This window comes from Aquimarina addita, from assembly GCF_039539305.1.
Taxonomy (GTDB): domain Bacteria; phylum Bacteroidota; class Bacteroidia; order Flavobacteriales; family Flavobacteriaceae; genus Aquimarina; species Aquimarina addita.
The window spans coordinates 1-23706 of the sequence record NZ_BAABCW010000024.1 but is presented as its reverse complement, the minus strand read 5'-3'; the positions used below and the strand labels follow the sequence as shown (position 1 = coordinate 23706).

The 23706-nt window shown below is 31.3% G+C and carries 21 protein-coding genes; 10 read left to right on the top strand and 11 right to left on the bottom strand.

The window, feature by feature from the left end:
• Positions 1 to 170 precede the first annotated feature (170 nt).
• From ABD816_RS19530 to ABD816_RS19505, 6 genes are all read right to left on the bottom strand, one after another.
• Positions 171 to 2264, bottom strand: a complete 2094-nt coding sequence (locus ABD816_RS19530) for a DUF5723 family protein (RefSeq protein ID WP_344930275.1) — start codon at positions 2262 to 2264, stop codon at positions 171 to 173.
• A gap of 339 nt (positions 2265 to 2603) precedes the next feature.
• Complete coding sequence (locus tag ABD816_RS19525) at positions 2604 to 3353, bottom strand: SDR family NAD(P)-dependent oxidoreductase (protein WP_344930274.1); 750 nt, start codon at positions 3351 to 3353, stop codon at positions 2604 to 2606.
• 69 nt (positions 3354 to 3422) lie between these two features.
• Entirely contained in the window at positions 3423 to 4004 is a 582-nt protein-coding gene (locus ABD816_RS19520; protein WP_344930272.1) for a TetR/AcrR family transcriptional regulator, read from the bottom strand.
• Positions 4005 to 4085: 81 nt separating this feature from the next.
• The gene (locus ABD816_RS19515; RefSeq protein ID WP_344930270.1) at positions 4086 to 4613 is read right to left on the bottom strand and encodes a GNAT family N-acetyltransferase; all 528 of its coding nucleotides are present in this window, start codon (positions 4611 to 4613) and stop codon (positions 4086 to 4088) included.
• 142 nt (positions 4614 to 4755) lie between these two features.
• Positions 4756 to 5505 carry a C40 family peptidase gene (locus ABD816_RS19510; protein ID WP_344930268.1) on the bottom strand — a complete coding sequence of 250 codons (750 nt, stop codon included), beginning with the start codon at positions 5503 to 5505 and terminating at the stop codon, positions 4756 to 4758.
• Positions 5506 to 5569: 64 nt separating this feature from the next.
• A complete protein-coding gene (locus tag ABD816_RS19505; RefSeq protein WP_344930267.1) occupies positions 5570 to 6748 on the bottom strand; it encodes an acetyl-CoA C-acyltransferase in 1179 nt (392 codons plus the stop codon).
• A gap of 200 nt (positions 6749 to 6948) precedes the next feature.
• Between ABD816_RS19505 and ABD816_RS19500 the strand changes: the two genes are divergently transcribed.
• A complete protein-coding gene (locus ABD816_RS19500) occupies positions 6949 to 8991 on the top strand; it encodes an HD family phosphohydrolase (protein ID WP_425549130.1) in 2043 nt (680 codons plus the stop codon).
• Positions 8992 to 9151: 160 nt separating this feature from the next.
• Entirely contained in the window at positions 9152 to 9745 is a 594-nt protein-coding gene (locus tag ABD816_RS19495; protein ID WP_344930265.1) for a hypothetical protein, read from the top strand.
• Here the strand turns inward: ABD816_RS19495 and ABD816_RS19490 are convergent.
• From ABD816_RS19490 to ABD816_RS19480, 3 genes are all read right to left on the bottom strand, one after another.
• Positions 9735 to 10013 carry a DUF3817 domain-containing protein gene (locus ABD816_RS19490; protein ID WP_344930264.1) on the bottom strand — a complete coding sequence of 93 codons (279 nt, stop codon included), beginning with the start codon at positions 10011 to 10013 and terminating at the stop codon, positions 9735 to 9737. The genes ABD816_RS19495 and ABD816_RS19490 overlap by 11 nt on opposite strands.
• 514 nt (positions 10014 to 10527) lie before the next feature.
• Entirely contained in the window at positions 10528 to 10935 is a 408-nt protein-coding gene (locus ABD816_RS19485; RefSeq protein WP_344930262.1) for a hypothetical protein, read from the bottom strand.
• A 12-nt stretch (positions 10936 to 10947) separates the two neighbouring features.
• Positions 10948 to 12276, bottom strand: coding sequence for a serine hydrolase domain-containing protein (locus tag ABD816_RS19480; protein ID WP_344930260.1), 1329 nt, complete (start codon positions 12274 to 12276; stop codon positions 10948 to 10950).
• A 180-nt stretch (positions 12277 to 12456) separates the two neighbouring features.
• Here ABD816_RS19480 and ABD816_RS19475 point away from each other — a divergent pair, with 180 nt between their 5' ends.
• Together ABD816_RS19475 and ABD816_RS19470 are read left to right on the top strand one after the other, a co-directional pair.
• Positions 12457 to 13503 carry a sensor histidine kinase gene (locus ABD816_RS19475; protein ID WP_344930258.1) on the top strand — a complete coding sequence of 349 codons (1047 nt, stop codon included), beginning with the start codon at positions 12457 to 12459 and terminating at the stop codon, positions 13501 to 13503.
• A gap of 3 nt (positions 13504 to 13506) precedes the next feature.
• A complete protein-coding gene (locus tag ABD816_RS19470) occupies positions 13507 to 14223 on the top strand; it encodes a LytR/AlgR family response regulator transcription factor (RefSeq protein ID WP_344930256.1) in 717 nt (238 codons plus the stop codon).
• A gap of 218 nt (positions 14224 to 14441) precedes the next feature.
• On the opposite strand, the gene ABD816_RS19465 is transcribed toward ABD816_RS19470, so the two are convergent.
• Positions 14442 to 15059, bottom strand: coding sequence for a YqaA family protein (locus ABD816_RS19465; protein ID WP_344930255.1), 618 nt, complete (start codon positions 15057 to 15059; stop codon positions 14442 to 14444).
• A gap of 156 nt (positions 15060 to 15215) precedes the next feature.
• Positions 15216 to 15587: a hypothetical protein gene (locus tag ABD816_RS19460; protein WP_344930253.1), complete on the bottom strand. Its 372-nt coding sequence runs from the start codon at positions 15585 to 15587 to the stop codon at positions 15216 to 15218.
• Positions 15588 to 16318: 731 nt separating this feature from the next.
• Between ABD816_RS19460 and menA the strand changes: the two genes are divergently transcribed.
• The 6 genes from menA to ABD816_RS19430 all read left to right on the top strand — a co-directional run bounded on the left by menA (position 16319) and on the right by ABD816_RS19430 (position 23534).
• A complete protein-coding gene (gene menA, locus ABD816_RS19455; RefSeq protein ID WP_344930251.1) occupies positions 16319 to 17248 on the top strand; it encodes a 1,4-dihydroxy-2-naphthoate octaprenyltransferase in 930 nt (309 codons plus the stop codon).
• 42 nt (positions 17249 to 17290) lie between these two features.
• Complete coding sequence (locus tag ABD816_RS19450; protein ID WP_344930249.1) at positions 17291 to 17971, top strand: metal-dependent hydrolase; 681 nt, start codon at positions 17291 to 17293, stop codon at positions 17969 to 17971.
• Positions 17972 to 19012, top strand: a complete 1041-nt coding sequence (locus ABD816_RS19445; RefSeq protein WP_344930247.1) for an o-succinylbenzoate synthase — start codon at positions 17972 to 17974, stop codon at positions 19010 to 19012.
• Positions 19013 to 19016: 4 nt separating this feature from the next.
• On the top strand, positions 19017 to 19967 hold the full coding sequence (locus ABD816_RS19440) for a CPBP family intramembrane glutamic endopeptidase (RefSeq protein ID WP_344930246.1): 951 nt from the start codon (positions 19017 to 19019) through the stop codon (positions 19965 to 19967).
• A 59-nt stretch (positions 19968 to 20026) separates the two neighbouring features.
• Positions 20027 to 21148: an AMP-binding protein gene (locus ABD816_RS19435; RefSeq protein WP_344930244.1), complete on the top strand. Its 1122-nt coding sequence runs from the start codon at positions 20027 to 20029 to the stop codon at positions 21146 to 21148.
• A gap of 241 nt (positions 21149 to 21389) precedes the next feature.
• Positions 21390 to 23534, top strand: a complete 2145-nt coding sequence (locus ABD816_RS19430; protein ID WP_344930241.1) for a YfbK domain-containing protein — start codon at positions 21390 to 21392, stop codon at positions 23532 to 23534.
• The last annotated feature ends 172 nt before the right edge of the window (positions 23535 to 23706 follow it).

The window sequence follows — 23706 nt, the reverse complement described above, 5'->3', positions numbered from 1 at the left end:
ATATTGTATCACCTATGTTATAAAACTTGTAAAACTTTTTGATCGTATAAACAAATTCATAAACTTATTTTAAAAAAAAAGAGACCGTCTTTTCAGACAGCCTCTTAATTAATAAATTTAATCCTTTAATAATCTGTATCGATCATTTAGGATTGGACAGGTGTAAACTATTATTTTACTAAATTAATTTCTACACGTCTGTTACTAGCTCTACCTGCTTTTGTTTTGTTAGAGGCAATGGGTCTATCCTCTCCATAACCAATTGCTGATAATCTAAATTGGTCTACACCATTATCTATAAGATATGTTTTTACTGCATTTGCTCTTGCATCAGATAGTCTTTGATTCAAGGAGTTACTACCTGCACTATCCGTATGACCTTCTACAGTAAACTTAGCGTTAGGATATTCTTTTAGTATACCAACAATATCTCCTAATACAATAAAAGACTCTTCTTTTATAGAAGACTTTCCAGAATTAAATAAAATCGTCTTAGCATAATCATTTAGTGTTTTTTGAATCTCCTCAGTGACCTCAGGACAACCATTATTAGCAACAGTTCCTGCAACATCTGGACAATTATCATCTTTATCTAAAACAGAATCTCCGTCACTATCTTTCCAAGGGCAGCCACCGTTTTCTAAAAACCCAAACTCTTCAGGACAATTATCATCTTTATCCAGAATGGTATCACCATCTGTATCTGCCCAAGGACATCCAGCATTAGTAACTTCACCAAATTCCTCTGGACAGGTATCATCTTTGTCTAATACGGTATCACCATCTGAATCTTTCCAGGGACAACCATTATTTTCCTCAGGCCCTTTGATTTCAGGGCAATCGTCAATTTTATCTAATACACCATCACCATCTTTATCTTTAGGTCTGGATTGATAGATAGGAATTTTAAGACCAGCATATATATCAGCTGCTTTAGAATTATCACTAATGAGAAGCGATACAATAGATCCAGAACCAATATATAACGGTCCTGCTCTTAATCCAGCTCCCCATTGAAAACCACTGTATTGTACTACGCTAATAGGAGAATAAAAGCTAAACCATTTACTTTCGAATCTAGGAGTTAAAGAAACTACGTTGGCAATTCTACTTGCATTTACTTTAGATTTTGAAATCAAAGAAAGATCCGTGTTTAAATTTACATAAAATTTGTGATTAATATTCCAATCAGCATTTAAATGTAATGCTGTTGGTAACACTGCCTTTGTAGTATTACCTGCAGCAGTCAATGTATAAAATGATTCTAACACATCTTGAAAATCATCCTCATTTTCGAATTGTTCTTCACTAATAGTATTATTAATATCGTATGTTTCTTCAGTTCCATCATCATAATTGATACTACCAAGATCTGTAATAGACAGACCAAACTTTAACTTATACTTATTTACGTCTTTTAAAGGGTAAGATTGTCCTTTACTGTCTGTTAATGTATGTTCCTTATAATCAGGTCTCCATTCATATACAAAACCTATATCAGCTCCGATTCCTGTGGCACCACTCACTACCTCAAAATCATCAGTATCCTCTTCCAGATTATTACTATATCCGTAAGAAACTTCTCCAGTTGTATCAATACTACCTGTTGTTCCTCCTGTTGGTAATGCAGATCCATCTGCATCAAAATCAATATTTACATTATTCCCTTCACTATATACATTTCCTAATCCTTGTAAATATTTTAAGGAAATACCTCCTTTTAAAAAATGCTGTTCTTTATCCATAATCACTCTGGCATATGATACACCTACTTCAGCCCAGGCATTAGCAGTGGCATAAAAATCACCTTCATTTACGACAAAATCTTCATTTTCATCAAAATCATTTGTAATATTTTCCAGGGTAGTTCCATTAACCTCATTGATATTATAAAATACTCTTCCCCGCGTAAAAACAGCAATAGAATTTTTATCATTGATATTAAACATAAAAGAAGGACCTAGAACATCTATATTTCCAAAGACATTGTTCTTTTCCTTTGGAGATTTATTAGCATCATCTTCAATATCAAAATTATCATCAAAAAGATCCCCTAGTTTTAGTCCATAATAGTCATTGCCCGTGATTGCACTAACACCAAAAAGATTGATATCTGTTTTAAATCTGGAGTCAACTATGTTAGCAGGATTAAAAATCACACTGTTGACACCACTGTAATTATCAGTAAGGTATCCCAAATAGGATTGTGCTTTTGCAGATGATATGCAAAAAATAACGAATCCGGTAAATAGAATTTTTTTCATATTGAAAATGTTAAGTTCAGTTAATTAGATTGCAAATGTATCTTAATTTTTAAATATGATCTTAAAATTTCCTGGGAAATATGATTTTTTGATAAAAGTATTTTGCTTCCTTTATTAAGTGATAATTCCCTAGTTTTTATCATAATAACTAGTGCGATAGGATAGTAACATCTAAAAACCGACAGCAATTCCATCGTTTTATAAGCTTTGTAGCGAGAAAAAACGTCCTAGTTTATAAGTAAAGTTGTTATTACTTTCTTTATTTTTTAAAAAAAAGCTATGCAATAGAATTTCTAATACATAGCTTTAGTAAAATTTGATATGAGTTTAGTATATTGATTACACCTGACTAAGTCCTCCGTCTACTTCGATTTCTATACCGTTAATGTAAGAAGCATCTTCTGAAGCCAAAAATAATGCTGTTTTTGCAATTTCCTCTGAGGTTCCAAAACGACCAAGAGGTACTTGCTGAGCAAACCCTTTGCCCATTTCTTCTACGACATCATCTGGTAATCCCATTTTGCCATAAATAGGAGTATCAATAGGCCCAGGGGCAATAGAATTTACACGTATTCCTCTGGTTTTTACTTCTGATGTTAAAACTCTTTGATATGCTCTAAGTGCTCCTTTTGTTGCAGAGTATATGCCTAAGCCTTCAAAACCTTTTTGATGTACTATAGAGTTCGTAAATAAAATAGTGCCACCATCCTGTATATTTGGTAACGCCTCTTTTACTGCTAAAATTGGTCCTTTAACATTTGTATTAAATAAAGTATCATAATGTTCTTCTGTAACTTCGTGAGCAGGAGTAGGAGGAGCGATGCCAGCATTTAGAAATAGAATATCTATTTTCCCATACTTAGCAGTTGCAGCTGAGATCAATGCTTTATTTTCTGCCGCAACAGATACATCTGCTTTTACTGTAATAAAATCACCCTCTAATTGTTTAGCTACTTCATCCAATGCCTCTTGTCTTCTTCCTGAAAGCACAACCTTAGCGCCTTCTTTAAGGTATAATTTTGCGGTTGCTAATCCAATTCCGCTATTGGCTCCTGTAATTACAGCTACTTTGTTTTCTAATTTCTTCATTTTTGAATTTTATTAATATTACTATTTATTTTATTTGAAACAATCGTTTCAAATTGAGTTAAAAAAAAATTAATGCAATACCTTTATTATGGTATCAATAATATTTCGTAAATCATTTTCATTTTTATTTAGTATTCCTGTCATACGCAAACCCTGTATAGAGGTATATAAGTATAGTCCATACTGACCAGCAGTTTTTTCTGTATTAAAGATTTTTTCCATTTGCCCTTTATTGACAATATCAGATAACATTGCTAACATTTGATCTTGATTCTTTTCTACAAAAGACTTGATTAAAGATTCATGATTTGCCATTTCCGATTTACAGTTTACAATTAAACATCCTTTTCTATCGTCGTCTTCTAAAATATCGATTAATGTCAGTTCAAAAATCATTTGTATCTGCTCAGTAGCATTATAAATCGACGTCAATCCTTTTCTGAACTTATGATTTGCCTTTTTCTGATAATCTGATAACACCTCTAGATATAATTGTAATTTACAACCGAATGAATTGTATATACTGGACCTGTTCAATCCAGTAGTATCAACTAAATCTTGCATAGAAGTGCCATTATATCCTTTTTTATGAAATACTTCTGTAGCTTTATGCAAAATTTGCGCTCTATCAAATGTTTCTGTTTTGGGCATACTTTAATTGGAATGATCGTTTCAAAATTAATTAAAATAAGAAACAGCTGTTGTTATAAAAATCATAAATTTTAAATCATACTATAGAATTAATTTCATCACACGATCCGTTTGCATATCGGACCCTAACATAAAGCTATGTTTATCAAAGTCAATAAACCCATAGCTTTTATAGAATTTAATTGCTTTTATATTCTTTTCCCAAACTCCTAACCAGGCATAAGTTACTTTGTTTTGTCTGGCAATGGTTAGTGCCTTGTGAATTAGTAGCTGTCCCAGTTTTTGTCCTTGAAACTTGGTTTTAATATAAATTCGTTCAATTTCCATAGCGTTACCATCCACTTTTTCAGTTTGAGCATCCTTAAAATTCACTTTTAAATATCCAACAATTTGCGTGTTTAATTTAATGAAGTAAAAGAATGAATTCGGATTAAGAAGTTCTTTGGTTATTTTTTCTAAACTAAAACTTTCATTTATATACTGTTGTAGATCTTCTTGTGTGTTTTGCGAAGCAAATGATTCACAAAACGTTTGCCTACCTAGTGCTGCTAATTGTTGGTTATCCTTTAATTGAACTTTTTCGATGACAAAATCATTTGGTGTGATCATGACTTTTGAAAGTTAATAATTTTATAGAATATTGTATTTAAATAATGACTTTAGGTAAAATATTTAAATTATTGAATATTAAACTATTGTGTTTAAAAATTTAATATTCAATGTTCGTTATTTTCTATATAAAACGATGCATTTAAATAATTCTTTTTATTACCCTTAATTTATGTGAGTACGTTCTTTTTTCGGAATTAAATATTCCTGTATGATCAATTCTATCTACGCGAACTTTGCCATGTGCATGGATAATGTAATTGTCTTGCATCATAATCCCTACGTGGGTTATTGCACCTTCTTCATTATCAAAAAAAGCTAAATCACCTGGTTCACTTTCTTCTATAAAACTTAATGGATCTCCTTGAGTTACTTGTTGGGAAGCATCACGAAATAGTTTATATCCATTTAATTTATATACAATCTGTGTAAAACCGCTACAATCAATTCCGAAATTTGTTTTGCCTCCCCATACATAAGGAGTATTAAGGAAAAGATAGGCTGTCTCTATGAGCGCTTTTTTGGGCTGCTGTATAGTAATACTTTGACCTTCAAAAGAATGGCTAAAATAATCTAACACTTGTAAGGATGCTCCCAATGGTATAGGCATTAACTGTTTGTCTTCACAACTTACAAAATCAACTAAATCTGCAGCCATTACAGGTTTTAGCCCATCGATTTTTATGAAATCTTCTTCTGTAACTTCTTGGTACTGTATGTTATCAATCCATCCTTCATATGAATCAAATGCAAGACGGATACGACTCCATTTTTTTCTTTGCTCTAATACTTTAAAATGTTCACCATAGAGAACCTGTGATACTAATTCGCTGCGATCACTAGGTTCATAGCGCATTGGGATTACACTTAGATTGCAAATTCCGTATTTCATGAATTTCTTTATAGAAACCTGATATCAAACCAGGGATTAAACAATTATCTTAAACAAAATGTAATTATATGCGTTCAATTACCATTGCCGAGGCACCACCACCGCCATTACATATTGCTGCAGCTCCTGTTTTGGCCTTATTTTGTTCTAATACATTAATTAAAGTAATTAATATACGTACTCCAGAGCAACCTAGCGGATGTCCCAAGGATACAGCACCACCATTAACATTTGTATTGGTATCTGTTAATCCAAGTATTTTCATATTGGCTAAACCTACTACTGCAAATGCCTCATTAAATTCAAAAAAATCTACATCCTTTAATGTGATGCCTGCTTTATCTATTGCTTTAGGCAAAGCCTTAGATGGAGCAGTGGTAAACCATTTAGGTTCCTGTGCTGCATCTGCATAACTCAAAATTTTAACTAATGGTTTTAATCCTAATTCTTCCGCTTTTTCAGCGCTCATAATTACAACTGCACCAGCACCATCATTAATAGTAGATGCGTTTGCTGCTGTTACGGTACCATCTTTAGAAAATGCTGGACGTAACGACGGGATTTTTTCCATTTTTACGTTTTTATATTCTTCATCTTCTGTTACCATTATAGGTTCGCCACGACGTTGAGGAACAGGAACGGGTACCACTTCGTTACTAAATTTTCCTTCTGACCAGGCTTTTGCAGAGCGCTCGTAGGATTGTACTGCATAAGCATCCTGATCTTCTCTGCTAAAATCATGTTCTGTGGCACAAAGGTCTGCACAAACTCCCATTGCATTTTGATCATATGCATCAACTAATCCATCACGTTGCATTCCATCTTCTAAGGTTTGAGGTCCGAATTTATGTCCAGTCCTAAGTCTTACATAATGCGGAATTAAACTCATGTTTTCCATTCCTCCTGCAACAATAATATCTGCATCTCCGAGAGCAATTGCCTGTGCAGCAAGCATTACAGACTTCATGCCACTAGCGCATACCTTATTTATAGTTGTACAAGGAACGGTGTCGCTAATCCCTGCAGCTATAGCTGCCTGACGTGCCGGAGCCTGACCAGTTCCTGCTTGTACCACATTACCCATATACACTTCTTGCACCAAAGATGGATCCAAATTGATTTTATCTAAAGCTCCTTTTATTGCTACTGCTCCTAATTGAGTTGCAGGTACTGTAGATAAACTTCCTAAAAAACTACCAATTGGCGTGCGAACTGCGGATACTATAACGACTTCTTTATTCATTGCTTTCTTTTTTAAAAATGTGTGTGTAATTATGCGAATTTAAGAATTTTTAAAGGATATACATAAGGAACTTACTTTGCTCTTTGACGAGTTATCTTTGATCAATTTCTTTTAAAGAACATAAAACGTTTCAAAATAGATAAAATAAAGCTGCTGACATTATTTTTAGTATTTTTGATGAACCGATAGGAACCATAACTGTGAAAATAAAATCAATTAATTTTTATAAAAATCAATCTTTAATCTATAAGATTTTTCTTTTTATAATTTCTCTTGCCTTCATTTTGTATCTGCTACCTAAAAGTGGAGTCTTTAAGTATGAATTTGGAAAAGGAGAACCATGGAAATATGAAAATTTGTATGCTCCATTTGACTTTGCCATTATTAAAACAGAAAAAGAAATTGAAACCGATAAAAAAAGAGTTTATGAGAATACAATTCCGTATTTTCAGTATGATACTATTATAGCTAATTCTGCTAAAGATTTATATAATACCACATTCAAAAGTTATTTAAAAACATTAGATGAAAGTAGCTCTGGAGATAAGGCAAAATTATTTGGTCGAATTTTATTAAATGATATATATCGGTATGGAGTTTTACAAGAAACACATCCTTATGAAAATAAAAGACAAATATTTCTTAATAAAGGTAACAAAGCGGAAGCCATAACCTATGGACAGTTATTAACTACAAGTTCTGTTACTCAACTGATTAATTCACGAATAGAAAAAAGTGAATATATCAAGTTTAAAAGTGGATTTGTTTCTTTGTTTTATGATTTAATTAAACCAAATGTAATTTTAAATAAGAATCTAACTGAAAGTACATTAGAAAATGAGTTGGCAAAAATATTAACTACGCGCGGTAGTGTTTCTCAAGGGAGTCGAATTATTGCTAAAGGAGAAGTTGTAGAAGGAGATCGATTACAAATACTTAATTCGCTTAAGGCAGAATATGAATCCGATTTAAGAAGTAACCAAAATTTTAATCAGATCGTCTTTGGTTATAGTGTACTGGTTTCTTTAGTCTTATTGATGCTTTTTCTTTTTATTAGAAAGTACGAGAAAGATATTTTTAATAATAATACGCAAGTTACTTTTATTGTGTTTAATGTACTAATAATAATATTAGTCACTACACTAGTGGTAACCTATCAGCCTGATTTTATCTACATTGTACCTATATGTATTTTACCCTTAATTCTAAAGGCTTTCTTTGATTTTAGATTAGCCCTTTTTACACATATAGTAACTGTCTTGATTTTAGGTTTCATTTCTAACAGTTATGAATATACATTTTTGCAAATTATAGCTGGTATTGTTACAGTACTCACCATTTCAGAATCTTACAAAAGGGCTAACCTGTTTATTTCTGTAGGACAAATTACTTTAGTATATATATTAGCATATGTAGCTCTTAATATAAGACATGAAGAAACATTTGATGATATTGACTGGACAACCGTAGGTCTTTTTATTCTCAGTGGTTTTGCCACCTTAATGGTTCATCCCCTAATTTATGCTTATGAAAAGATGTTTGGTCTAATTTCGGATGTTTCTTTATTAGAATTAAGTGATACTAATTCTACTTTATTAAAAGAATTATCAGAAAAAGCACCAGGAACTTTTCATCATTCTCTTAATGTAGCTAATATTGCAGAAGCGGCAGCAAATGAAATAGGGGCTAATGCCATGCTAGTCAGAGTAGGAGCCTTGTATCATGATATTGGGAAAATGGCTAATCCAATTTACTTTTCTGAAAATCAAACAGCATCAGGAAATGCACATGATATATTATCACCAAAAGAGAGTGCTAAGATAATTACGGATCATGTGATTAATGGAATTGAGATGGCTAAAAAGAATAATTTGCCGGATCGTGTGATTGATTTTATACGCACTCACCATGGCACAAGTACTGTTTATTATTTTTATTCTAAAGCAAAAGAAATTAATGAACATGTAGATATCAAAGATTTTCAATATCCGGGTCCCAAACCTTTTTCTAAAGAAACTGCAATTTTAATGATGAGTGATAGTGTAGAAGCAGCGTCAAAAAGTCTAAAAAACCCTACTAGTAGCCTAATAGACTCATTTGTGGAGAAAATAGTAAACAAGCAAATGGAAGAAGGGCAATTTCTAAATGCAGACATTACTTTTAAAGAAATTCAGCAAATAAAAAAGGTTTTTAAGCGTAAGTTAACAAATATCTATCATTTACGTATTGAATATCCTGAATAATTTAATTTTAGCTAATTATATAGTTTAGAAATGATAATTTTTTTAATAATAGAAAAATATCAAAAGCTGATGACCTAATGTTATTCTGTACGAAAAGTAAGAATGCTGCAGTAAAGCGTGGCATATATTTTGATTGATTAATTTTAAATTTTACCAAATCATGAAAAAAACTCAAACGTACTTTTTAGCCTTTTTACTTATTTCTTCAATCACTTCATTTGCTCAAATTCGGGTAGGAGGAGGAGTATCTGTAGGAGTTAATATACATATTCCTATTCCTGATGTGGTTGTTGTTACAAGATCTCCACAACCTCGCAACGTACCAAAAGCTACTAGACCGATCATTCATACTTGTGATCATATATGTACTCATGATCGTAATTATGGTAATTTTAGCTTTGGTAAAATTCAGAATCAAAATGGATCACAAGGGAACTATGTTTTTCACGTTACTAACGCTTTATTAGAAGATGTATCTGGTCATAAAGAAAAGATCATTTATTATTTAGATACGAATGAAATTCTAGAACTAATTATCAGCACACAAAATCCTGATGATTATAATTATCATTTTGTAAGGAACATGAATCGTTATCAAGGTAATGTTATACTTGCAGTTTTACTAAATGGACAAGAAATCGCTTTAAATAATGGTAGCTTATCACTGCAGCCTCTAGTAAATAAAGGTTTTCATTCTGTAATCAATTTACATACTGAGCAAGAAGGAAGTTTTAATGGAACTGTTAACTTTTAGCCAGATATTTACGATCCATCCAGAAAGTAGCAAAAGGAATTAAAGAACAAAGTAATACGATACCTAGAGTTTTAATATCCCATTGTTTTTCTTTTTTTACCATAAAAGCTAGTAATATATAAGTAATAAATAAAGCACCATGTGTATATCCTACGATCAAATTAGGTTCGAGATAACCGTAGATACGTTTTAAAGGCATAGTAACAAAAAAAAGAAGGAGATAAGAAATCCCTTCCAGATAACTAATGGTTCTAAAAAAGTTAATCATAAAATACAGTTTAAAAATATCTCATTGCAAATGTACGATACAAATAGCATTTACTAAATGAAATCATAGCTTTTAAGACGATTTTACGGTTCGAATCGCTCCAGATCAAAAATAGGAAGTAGCTGATAACAAATGATCAAAAATATTAGCAACGATATCTTTATAGCCCTTCCATACATTATCATTTCGAAAAGCATATGTATCTAAAGGCCTACCTTTCTTATGGATAGATAACCAAATATCTTATTTTAAACAAATAATCGTCAAATGTGTTTTTCGACTTAGAAGCATATCTTAGAAATAAATTAAGCAATTTTTATTTAATAATTTTATTAAATAAGAATATCGCAATAAAAAGAGCCTGTAGCATTACTATCTAAAGGCTCTAAGAAGTTTTTAAAATGTAATAACGCTTTATGGTAGCGTTATGAATTCTATGATTTCTTCTCATCCATTGCTTACCAGGCTGAAAAGACGACTATTCATGGACTTACTGGAATCAGGATTCTTACTCTTATTTAGTTTCGTGCAATCCCTTCAGGATAATAATACCTATTCTGGAGAGAATAAAAGTTATACAACCAAAAACGATTGTTAAAAAGGATATTTTGAGACCTGCAGCCATCATTCCGCTACTAATATCACCCACGGCCTCTAAAGTATCAAAAGCTGTGATGAGTCCTATGGTAGATCCTAAAAAACCAAACACATGACCCAAAAGACTGGTATCTGATGCTAAACTTATCATTTTTTTAGACTTTTTAATATCGGTTTTAAGATTTAGAAAACCAAAAATAATAAAACCTAGGGATACTATTAGGCAAAGCAAAATTAGAGACATAAAAAAAGGGCCTCCTTCATTAAAACGTTTGGCTAATCCTGAAAATACATTGCTGTTTAGAACTATTATTAGAGTCATCATATATTGTTAAATTTATTGTTTTTTTGTTAATAATGTAGGTTCACTCGTTTGATCATTAAAAAGAACTGTATTATTTTGTACATCAAACTTCAGTATTATTCCCATAGCTTCTAGTGCAAATTCGTCTTTTTTATTTGCAACAAGTGTCCTTAGATGTTTAGAATCCGGCCCTCCTTTAAGGATATTTCCAGAAGCTTTAAATGTAAGATCAAAGGGGAGTGATGCACTCTCATAAACTCCTTCATACGCTTTTAGTTGTGCCGCTGTTAGTTCAATCTTATCAAAATTTGGTATAGTGATGTTTTTTCCATTTATGACATCGTGCATATGAAAAGCAATTGGCTGTGTTCCGTATTCTGATGCATTAAGAGTGATCGCAATTGCAGTTTTAATCTCTGGAATATACATGGCAAACGATGTAAACCCATCAATACTCCCGCCATGTCCGAAAATCGTTTGTCCATTCCTTTCTAATGAAAAAATACCACTACACGTCCCACTGTCTGATGGTTTTGTCATTTGCTCAAAACTAGTAGAGGACATTATTTTCTCAGTAAAAAGAGCATTCATAAATGTTGTTAAGTCTGTAGCTGATGAGACGACACCACCAGCTCCGCCTGGATTACTCATATGAGTTTCTACAGCAGGTGTTAACTCATTTTTGTCATAATAATACGATTGACATTCATTTTTATTAGTCTTTATAACACTTCCATAATATGTATTTGTTAAATGTAGTTTATCTGCGATCCGCTCTTTAAGGACCATTTTATATGGCTTTTCTTCTATTTTTTCAAGAATATATCCTAGTAGTATAAAATTGGTATTACTATATTCATTTTGGTCTCCGGGCTCAAAAATCACTTCGTGACTTTTTATTCTAGCTAACATTTGTTCCTGTGTAGAAGGCTTAAGCATCCAGGTAGAAAAGTTAGTGTCTTCTGTTATATTAAACAAACCGCTACTATGAGTTAGAAGGTTTGTAATCGTTATTTTTTTAGCATTTGGTATTTCAGGAAAATACAAGGCTAGTTTATCTTCTAAGTGGATCTTTTTTTCATCGATTAATTGGAAAATCATACTTGCCGTAATTACTTTTGTAATGGAACCAATTCTGTATTTAGAAACGTGAGAGGTTGGTTTCTTCTCTTTATTGGTTTTATATTGAAACCCTATGGATTTACTGTAGACAAGTTTACCTTCTTTCATTATGGCAACACTCCCCATTGCTTTATTATTTACTTCAAGTACGTCAAAAAGCGTATTCAATTGTTTGAAGTTTTCTTGTTGCGAAAAACATAAGGTATTCGCAAAAAGAAAAAGTATTATTAATGATTTCATAGATGTAGATTTTAGTTAAACACAGCACAAACGTACATTAGTTGAGACATCCAAAAATAAAAATGCGACGAATCACTTCATTAGCACTTTTTTTGACAAAATGCTAAAACGGTTATTAAACCTGTTATTCGTCTATAAAATATTATTTACTATTAAAATTATAGTACTATTGTAAAGAAGATGTTACAGAAACTTATTTTACAAAAAATCATTCAACTTCTGCTTCATACTATTTTCTGGTGTGCCGTCCTCTTTTTTTATACTTACTTTTTTGGATTTGATAGTAATGATTTTAATTATGTATTGGCATTCTCTATGTTTTTGATGCCTATAACCATAGCTACAACTTATGTGTTAATTTATAAATTAATTCCTGATTATTTAGTTACCAAACGCTATGCATTATTTATTCTATATAGTTTATACACCTTTATTATATCAGCCTATCTGATTGTTATTTCCATATTTTTTGGACTGGTGTATTTATCAAATTTTGAATATACAGATATGGCACCTATAAGTAGAAGTTTGCTCTTTGTAGCCATTGCTGTTTATGTGGTAGTTATTATAGTAAGCTCTTTTAAACTATTAAAACTGAATCTAAAACACACAGAAGCCACAAAAAAATTAGAAACCAAAATTTTAGAAACGCAACTAAAATTAAAGGAACAAGAGCTCAATTATTTAAAAATGCAGATTCATCCACATTTTCTATTTAATACGCTAAATACTATGTATGGATTTGCTTTAAAAAAAGCTGATGAAACTCCCGAAATGATTTTAAAATTATCTAATCTATTGGATTATTTATTATATCAAGTGGATAAACCTTTTGTTGCGCTTACAGAAGAGATTAATCATATCAATGATTATATAACCTTAGAAAAAATGCGATTTAATGATACCTTGCGCATCGATTTCAAAACTGACAATGTTCTTACAGATGCAAAAATTGCTCCCATGCTTTTGCTACCTTTTGTAGAAAATAGTTTTAAGCATGGTTGTTTAAAAAAAGGGATTCTACTAATAAATATTAAACTGTTCTGTAAAAATAAACAGCTATTTTTTGAAATAGAAAATACAAGTACTTTGCAGACCTCAAAAAAAGGTATTGGTTTAGAGAATATCAAAAAAAGATTGGATCTTCTTTATAAGGAAAGATATGTTTTGGAAATTTTTTTGGAAAATGATATTTTTAAAGTACACTTAAAACTAGATACTGTCTAATATATGCAAGATCACCATACCATATCATGTATGATTGTTGATGATGAGGCTATTGCACGCGAAGTCATAGCCACACATCTTGCTAAAATTCCTACGATTAAAATCGTTGCTAACTGTAGTAATGCTATCGATGCTTTTACTATTCTTAGAACAAACTCTATAGACTTAATTTTTCTGGATATCAATATGCCTGAGATATCAGGGATTGCTTTTGCTAAAGCTATTAATACTCAGGTCAAGGTTATTTTTACTACTGCTTATAGAGATTTTGCTGTAGAGGGGTTTGAATTACAAGCGGTGGATTATTTGTTAAAACCCATTTCTTTTGACCGTATATTAAAAGCAGTAAATAACTATTTTGGTACCCATATTACTACAAAGAATGAGGGTGGTGGTCTTATAGAAACCTCCGACTTTATGTTTGTCAGAGCAAACAGGCGTATGGTCAAAATTAATTTTGAAGCTATAGTCTATATTGAAAGTTATAGTGACTATATTAAGATTCACTTGAATAAAGAAACGATTGTAACCAGAGAAACAATAAGTGCTATTGAAGCAAAATTACCTGTTAAAAAATTTATAAGAATTCATAGATCTTATATTATTGCCTTAAAACATATTATATCATTTACTAATGAGGAAGTTGCTATCAAAAATACTTCTCTTACAATTAGTAGAGGTTATAAAAAAGAGGTTTTACGTATATTGGAAATGTTTTAGACTTTTCTTATTTATCTCTCAAAATAGTAGATAAACTATTGACTTAGTTTTCTATAATCTATTTTTAAAGGGATTTAAAGCATTCTCTTTTTTAGATTTAAGCATTATAATAATATCTATTATTTAAACAAAACTTAGACTATCAGAATGGCTACTTCAATAAAACAGAGTAGAATTAATTAGGTGTAGTTAAAAAAACGATTATTTTACTAAGATTATTAAATCAAACTGAAGATAGCAGCTGCATATAGATAAAATCTTAGAAAACGCAATAATCCAAATAACAAATAACTAATCAGAGGATATTTTATCATTCCAGAAGCAATACTGGTGATTGAGAAAGGTATTGGTAATAAAGCTCCTACTATAATTAAAAAGCCTCCCCATTTACGTGCATTTTTAATATGCTTTGCCATCTTAACCTCTAAATACTCGTGTACAGAAGGAATTTTGGTAATCCATTTACCAATAAAATAAGAAATAATACCTCCAAGATAAGATAATGTAGCTAGTATAGATAAATATAAAATAGGACTAACCGCCTTGTCACTCCAAGCGATGAAAATTTCTGGAGGAATCAATCCTAAGATAGATTCTGAAGCAAAAAATACACTGAATACCACATAATCAGAATAATTTTCGGTCACATAAATAAGTAATTCATTAATATCGATCACAAAATAATTAATGATCAATAATGCCGCTATAAAAAGAAGAATAGGAGGTAAGGCTTTTTTTAAACTGGTTCCTAAAAATTTATAAAAGCCAGTATAACTATAATACTGATGTAATAGTTGTAATCTTGATTTTTTGACAGATTTGGAGCTTGTCTTCATAATTATTTTCCGGAAAAGAACAAAAATACTACATATTTGGTTTTTAAGCATTTAAAAATTCATAATTTTTTTGTGAACCAAAAGAAAGTTATCAAAAAAATATCTGATTATTTAAAAGCAAAGAATAACGATAGAATTATCTATAGAACATCTTATTTAAGAAGCTAAAAGCCCATTTCTATATTCTCCCAGATCCATTACATTCATTTTATTTTTAATATCTTTAAATAAAGAGACAAGATATATAAGACTTTCTGTAGGGTCAAATGGTGTTTCTTCCTTTTCAATTACTTCACCTTCATTTTCTTCGATAGGCTCATCATCTGGTATAGGAATTAAGAAGCTATCATTTTCAACAATATGTTCACAGGTAAGTCTTAAAACTTTTACAACCAGAGGAACTTGTTGCTCTAATGCATAAGATCTTAAACTTGTTAGATCTGTTATAAGCGTAGTAGTATTAATTCCTGATTGTTCTAAATCGGTTAGAATTTTGTCTATTAATTTGAGGGCCTTTTTATTTTCCAAGGATGATAAAATTAGTTTTACTAAATAAATTATGATACAAATTTAACTCTTTAAAAACTTCCTCAAAATCTTTTAAAGAATAAATTCATCTTAAAGTGTTAAATAAAAAAATAACTATAAAAAAAAATTATTTTTAATGACGGATATTTCCCCACAATGTACTAAGGATTAAGACTTTATTTTTTGTAACCCTCTGATATACTACATTTCCGGCTAAAGTTTGAGGTAAAACCGTATCCATATTTCCTTTATCCTCTTTATCTTTGACAAGTATTCCAATTACAATTTTTCCCTTACTTTTTTTGTTTTCCCCACACTTACCTCCTTGAATACAGGAGGTAAGTTCTTTTTAGGACATTTTTATACTGTGTTTATTTATCATATTAAAATGGAGAAATAATCTTTATACTTATACTGTTATTTTTTAAGTTAGATTTCTTTAATATACAGGATGTAGCGTTTTATGATCATTAATTCTTATTTTTCACTTATAAAATTTCTTCCTTAGGTTTGATCACAAGATTATATATTCATTAGAAAGATATAAGTATGTACTAGAACCTATTGCATTATTTTCTTTAATTTTTAATCAACTTCTAAACGAATACAAACTTTTTTTATTGATCAAAATACTGTTCCTTTGAGGTATTAAATTAGATGTACTATATCTGTCAGGTCTCGACCGTTGCAGTTTTTTATAATCTCTTTTTATTAAAACAAAATTATCTTGAATGACTAAATTTAAAGCGTGGATTTCTGCTGCTAGGCTTCGTACCCTGCCTTTATCTGTTTCCGGGATTATAGTTGGGTCTTCCTTAGGTGTTGATCAGTTATTAAATTATGCGGTAAAAGGTACTGGTTTTTTTTTCAGTACTCCTATATTTTGGCTTGCTATATTGACTACTTTGGGATTACAAATATTATCTAACTTTGCTAATGATTATGGTGATGGGGTCAAGGGAACAGATAATGAAGATAGAGTAGGACCGCAACGTGCATTACAGAGTGGTGCGATTTCTAGAAAAGAAATGTTCAGAGGTATTGTTATGACATCGATTATTACATTAATCTTTGCTATTTTGCTAATTTATACTTCTTTTGGATCTCAATATTTCTTTTATTCCATATTCTTTTTTCTTTTAGGATTGGCAGCCATAATTGCCGCTATCAAATATACTATGGGCAGCACCGCTTATGGGTACAGAGGTTTAGGAGATATATTTGTTTTTATTTTTTTTGGATTAGTAAGTGTTGTAGGGTGTTATTTTTTATTTACTAAAAGTATAGAATGGCTTGTTTTTCTTCCTGCAATAACTATAGGACTCTTAAGCGCTGCGGTATTGAATCTTAATAATATGAGAGATCACGACAGTGATAAAAAAGCAGGAAAGAATACTATTGTAGTTAAAATGGGGTTAATAAAGGCTAAAAAATACCATTATGCTTTGATTCTTGTTGCTATGAGTACAATGCTACTCTTTTTGTATCTTACTTATTTATCTTATTTTAATTTACTTTTTTTAATTGCTTTTATTCCATTGGTATTTCATTTGGTAAAAGTAATTAAAACTAAAAAAGCGGTTGATCTTGATCCTGAATTAAAAAAAGTGGCTTTATCAACTTTTTTATTTGCTATTTTATTTAGTTTAGGTCTCGGTTAGGTTTAATAAAGTCATCCAACCTATTAATTAAAAATTCACACAATGAAAATTACATTTTATGGTCAAAATACGTTGTTGATAGACATCCAGAATGTAAACGTATTGATTGATCCTTTTATTTCGGGAAACCCTTTATCTAAGGATATTGTAGATATTAATGATATTAAAGCAGATTATATCTTATTAACGCATGCGCATCAGGATCATATTCTGGATGCAGAAGCTATTGCAAAAAATAATGATGCTACCATTGTTTCTAATTATGAGATAGCTATGCATTATCAAGCCAAAGGAATAGAAGTGCATCCTATGAATCACGGTGGTACCTGGGAGTTTGAGTTTGGAAAGGTTAAATATGTGAATGCTATTCATACCAGTAGTTTTCCTGATGGAAGCTATGGAGGGCAACCCGGTGGGTTTATTATAGAGGGAGAGCATAAGAATATCTATATTGCAGGAGATACCGCACTTACTATGGATATGAAATTAATTCCTATGACGACTAAATTAGATCTGGCAATTTTGCCAATTGGTGATAATTTCACAATGGGTATTGATGATGCTATTATAGCCAGTGATTTTGTGGCTTGTGATAAAGTATTGGGAGTACATTATGATACGTTTGGGTATATTGAAATAGATCATAAAGAGGCAAAAACAAAATTCTTTGAAAAAGATAAAGATCTCATGTTACTAGAGATTGGAGAAAGTATCACATTATAAATGAAAGCGACTTATCATAAGCATATTTTAGAATTCAAAAGACCCAGTGGTACCTCTCGTGGAGTTCTAAAAACGAAAGAAACCTGGTTCATTGTTATTGAGGATGCAGGTGCCAAAGGAATTGGTGAATGTGGCATTCTGAGAGGTCTAAGCATTGATGATCGCCCTGATTATGAAGAAAAGCTACAATGGACTTGTGATCAAATCCATCTGGGTGTTGATCAATTATGGCAAGCTTTAAAAGAGTTTCCCAGTATTCAGTTTGGGGTAGAGATGGCATTTAAATCTCTGGAAAGTGAAGATCCTTTTTTATTATTTCCTTCAGATTTTACTGATAGTTTGGATTCAATACCTATTAATGGACTAGTATGGATGGGTGACAAGGATTTTATGACAACCCAGATTACAGAAAAATTGCAACAAGGGTTTGATTGCATCAAACTAAAGATAGGAGCTATTGATTTTGATTTGGAATTATCACTCTTATCATATATCAGGTCTCAATTTTCTAAAGATCAAATCGAATTAAGAGTAGATGCTAATGGAGCATTTGCTCCAGAGGAAGCTTTAGATAAATTATATAGTTTACAGCAATATAATTTGCATAGTATAGAACAACCTGTAAAACAGGGGCAGCCTCAAATAATGAGGGAGTTATGTAAAAATACTCCTTTGCCTATTGCTTTAGATGAAGAACTAATAGGTGTGTATGGTGTAACAAATAAGAAAGAATTGTTACTAACTATAAGACCTCAATATATTATTCTAAAACCAAGTTTGATAGGAGGCTATAAAGGAACAAGAGAATGGATTGATTTGGCAGAAGACCTTAATATAGGTTGGTGGATTACCAGCGCATTAGAAAGCAATATAGGATTGAGTGCTATTGCTCAATATACATATACGCTTCATAGTAAGATGCCTCAAGGATTAGGAACTGGTGGTCTGTATACTAATAATATAAAATCACCTCTGGTAGTGAATCAAGGAACATTACAATACGACATACACAAAAATTGGAACGTAAATTATTTAAATTAAACACATGTATATAGCGCAAGCATTTAAAATTAAACACAATTGGTGGAGATATTTAGTAGGATTATTTATAGTATTCATCGGATGGCAGACAATAGGTGTTGTTCCTTTGATGGTTGTTGCGTTTTTTGAAGCGGGAGATTTACAGACATTTCTGAAGGCTTCCACAGATAGTTTTATGTCATTAGGTATCAACTCTAATTTATTTTTAGTATTAATTATTTTTAGTTTTGCAATGGGATTGGCAGGCATTTGGTTTTCGAATCGATTTCTTCATGAACAAAAGTTTAGTAAGTTAACGACATCCCGAGCTAAAGTGGATTGGAGTAGAATCTGGTTTTCATTTTTTTTAGTTATTATTATAAATGCAATACTCTTTGCTATTAGCTATGTTACAGAACCAGAAATTTATCAACTAAATTTTAAATTAGTTCCCTTTATACTCTTATTGTTAATTGCGTTATTTCTGTTGCCATTACAAACAAGTTTCGAAGAATATTTATTCAGAGGATATCTAATGCAGGGAATTGGAGTTATAGTAAAAAATAAATGGGTGCCTTTATTAATAACATCCGTTATTTTTGGACTACTACATGGTTTAAACCCTGAAGTAGAAAAATTGGGTTATATAATCATGGTATATTATATAGGTACTGGTTTTTTGTTAGGCATTATGACTTTAATGGATGAAGGCATGGAATTGGCATTGGGCTTTCATGCAGCAAATAATATACTGGCAGCAGTATTAGTAACGACTAGTTGGAGCGCTTTGCAAACAGATGCTATTTTTATTGATACTTCTGAGCCTACAGCTGGATTGACAGTTATTGTACCTATGTTGATTCAATATCCTATTTTTTTATTGATTCTGGCTAAAAAGTACAAATGGTCCGGATGGAAAGATAAATTATTTGGAAAAGTACAACCAGAAAATATAGTAATTGAAGATAACCAATAGATAACATACTTTTTATAATAACTTAACATCAGGTCTGTTGAATAATTAGAAATTTGGATATGCGAGTAGAAGACACCAAGTTTATTCCCGAAATACATCCTGATTTTAGTATAAATCAACAATCGCTTAGTAAAGAAGAGTTACAGACTACTGCAAACAATTTTAGCAAACAAGGAGAAGTATATGAACAAGAAATTGGTAGTTTTCTGTTAGATTGGTTAGATAGTAATAATTATATTATTGTTCAGACATCAGGTTCTACGGGTACACCAAAAAAAATTAAAATTTATAAACAGCACATGATTAATAGTGCTAAGGCTACTGGAAAATTTTTTAAAGTAGAAGAGGGCACAACAGCTTTATTATGTTTATCAGCGTCTTATATTGCTGGTAAAATGATGCTTGTTAGGGCTATGGTTCTTGGTTGGAAAATTGATGTGGTGCCACCAAGAGCTAATGTTTTAGATACTGTGTATAAGCAATATGACTTCTGTGCTATGGTACCTTTGCAGTTAGATAACTCTATTAATAGATTACACCTGATTAAAAAATTAATTGTAGGTGGTGGAGCAGTATCACAAAACCTCAAGGAGTTGATTCAAGGAATAAAAACCAAAGTTTTTGAAACCTATGGAATGACAGAAACAGTAACGCACATAGCAGCACGAAGAATTAACCCAAAAAAGAAAGATAAAAAAGAAGCCTTTTTTTTTAAAGCATTGCCGGCCATAACTTTAAGTACTGATGATAGGAACTGTTTACTAATTAAAGCACCACAGTTAACAGATGAAACCATCTATACCAATGATGTAGTAGAATTAAAGACGTATAAAAAGTTTATTTGGAAAGGTAGATACGATAATGTAATTAATAGCGGAGGTATAAAATTATTCCCGGAAGAAATAGAAGTGAAACTACAACTGTTGATTTCATGTCGTTTTTTTATTGCTGGAGTACCTGATGACAGCTTAGGAAATAAGCTCATATTACTTATTGAACAAACTTATGATAAAGAATTAAAAGCTACACTAAAGGAGGCAATACAACATTTAACTATACTTACTAAATACGAAGCGCCCAAAGAAATTTATTTCTTAGAACAATTCATAGAAACTAAAACTGGTAAAATACAGCGGAATAAAACATTAGCGTATGCCAAAGCCCATATTATAGATAATTAAAAATGTATAAGTAGAGTTTTGACGGTATGTAGTTAAGATGATTATACTGATTTTATAATACTTAGTTCATTACAATCTATAATTCCTGAAATCAAAATCTACTGATACTTCTCTACCTTGTTTTTTTATTATCCTTATTAGAAATATTATTTTACTCGACTGAAGAGGGCACTTACTCAATATAGATTGTACATACTGATCATATCTCATAGTTTTGATCTATAACTTAAAAACCATCATTATGAGAAAAGTATATTATTGTATTATATTTCTTTTATGCACAGGAGTATCGTTTGCACAACAAATTAAAGTAGAAGGGATTGTAATCGATGACACTACAGGTACACCATTAGTAGGAGTCAGTGTTTTTGTAAAAGGTACAACTGATATACATCAAACAGATTTTGATGGGAAATATGCTATAAACACCACGCTAAGAGATACCTTGATTTTTCGTTATTTAGGATATGAGACGAGAGAACTACAAATTGCTTCAAATGCAACACTGAATGTACGAATGATGGTATCACAAGCACAACTGGAAGAAGTGGTTGTAGTTGGGTATGCTGCGGTTAAGAAAAAAACATTAACAGCATGTGTTTCAAAAATTAATAATGAAGATTTAGAAAGTGTTTCGATAATTAGTAATCAAAGTTTAAATGGAAGTTCCAGAAAGAGATCAAGAAGGAGATCAAAAAAAAGAGCTACAACAGTAAAAGGAAGCGTAGCAGGATTATCCGTTCATCAAGCTACTTCTGATATAAAAATAAGAGGTGTAGGTTCATCTTCTGTGAACCATCAACCATTATTAATTATCGATGGTTTTGTTACCAACATGTCTGTGGAAGAAATAGATCCAAAATTAATAAAAAATATTGATGTGCTTAAAGATGCGTCTAAAACTGCAATCTATGGGAGTAGAGGAGGGAATGGAGTTATTTTAGTAACTACAAAAAAAGAAAACTTTGGATCTCATAAGGAAATTACTAATGAATCTTATGAAGAAATTATAGAAAACAACTTTAAAAGAACACAATTATCTCCATTATCCACTTTTTCTATAGATGTGGATAAAGCATCCTATAGTAATGTACGGAGAATGATCAATAATGGTACTAAAGTTCCTGCGGATGCTGTAAAAATTGAAGAGATGATTAATTATTTTAACTACAGCTATAAACAACCTGTAGATGAACACCCATTTGCTATTGATACTGAGTATGCAACAACTCCATGGAATGAAAATACACAATTAGTAAAAATAGGCTTAAAGGGAAAAGAAATCCCTCAAGAAGAAATTCCAGCATCAAACCTTGTATTTTTAATAGATGTTTCTGGCTCTATGAGCGATGCTAATAAATTACCACTACTCAAAAATGCTTTTAAACTATTAGTAAATCAACTACGTGAAAAAGATAAGGTATCGATTGTTGTCTATGCCGGAGCTGCAGGAGTAGTGTTGAAACCAACATCTGGTACATTCAAAAATAAGATTAATAAAGCATTAGATAAATTAGATGCCGGAGGTTCTACAGCAGGAGGAGAGGGCATAGAATTAGCCTATAAATTAGCCCAGGATAATTTTATAAAAAACGGAAATAATAGAGTAATTCTGGCAACAGATGGAGATTTTAATATAGGGATGAGTAGTGACCGTGATATGAAAACATTAATACAAGAAAAACGAAAATCCAACATATTTTTAACCTGTCTGGGTTTTGGTATGGGCAATTATAAGGATAGTAAGTTAGAAACATTGGCTGATAAAGGCAATGGTAACCATTCTTATATAGACACTATGCAGGAAGCACAACGTGTACTAGGCAAAGAATTTGGAGGTACACTATATACAATTGCTAAAGATGTAAAAATACAGGTAGAGTTTAACCCTACAAAAGTACAAGCTTATCGTCTGATCGGATATGAAAATAGGATGTTAGCAGATGAAGATTTTGTGGATGACACAAAAGATGCAGGAGAATTAGGAAGTGGACATACTGTTACTGCCTTATATGAAGTGATACCGGCGGGTGTTGAGAGTATATATCTCAAAGACTCTTGTGATTTAAAATATACAAACAAAGAGAAAAACACAAACTATGGTGATGAATTGTTAACAGTAAAATTTAGATATAAAAAGCCGCAAAAAACTAAAAGTATTGAGATGGTGCACATTCTACATACAAGCAAAAATCAAATAGCATCTCCGGATTTCAATTTTGCCGCATCTGTCGCTTGGTTTAGTATGAAAATGAGAAAGTCAAAGTATATCCAAAAACACGAACTTTCTGATATTATCGCCTTAGCAGAGACTAATAGAGCTAATGATAATCAAGGCTATAGAGCAGAATTCGTAAGGTTGATGAATAGTTATCAGGCACTTTAATTTTTATAAGAGTTGTCTCAGACTACAAAAATCTACGTTGATTAAAATTCTGACTAACGTAAAAATACATCACTGATTTACAGTTATTTGCAAATCATCATTAGATAATCCAAATTTATCAATTTGTTTTCTAATTCTTTTGACCAGACCTAGTTTTCTTTTTTGGTCGAGG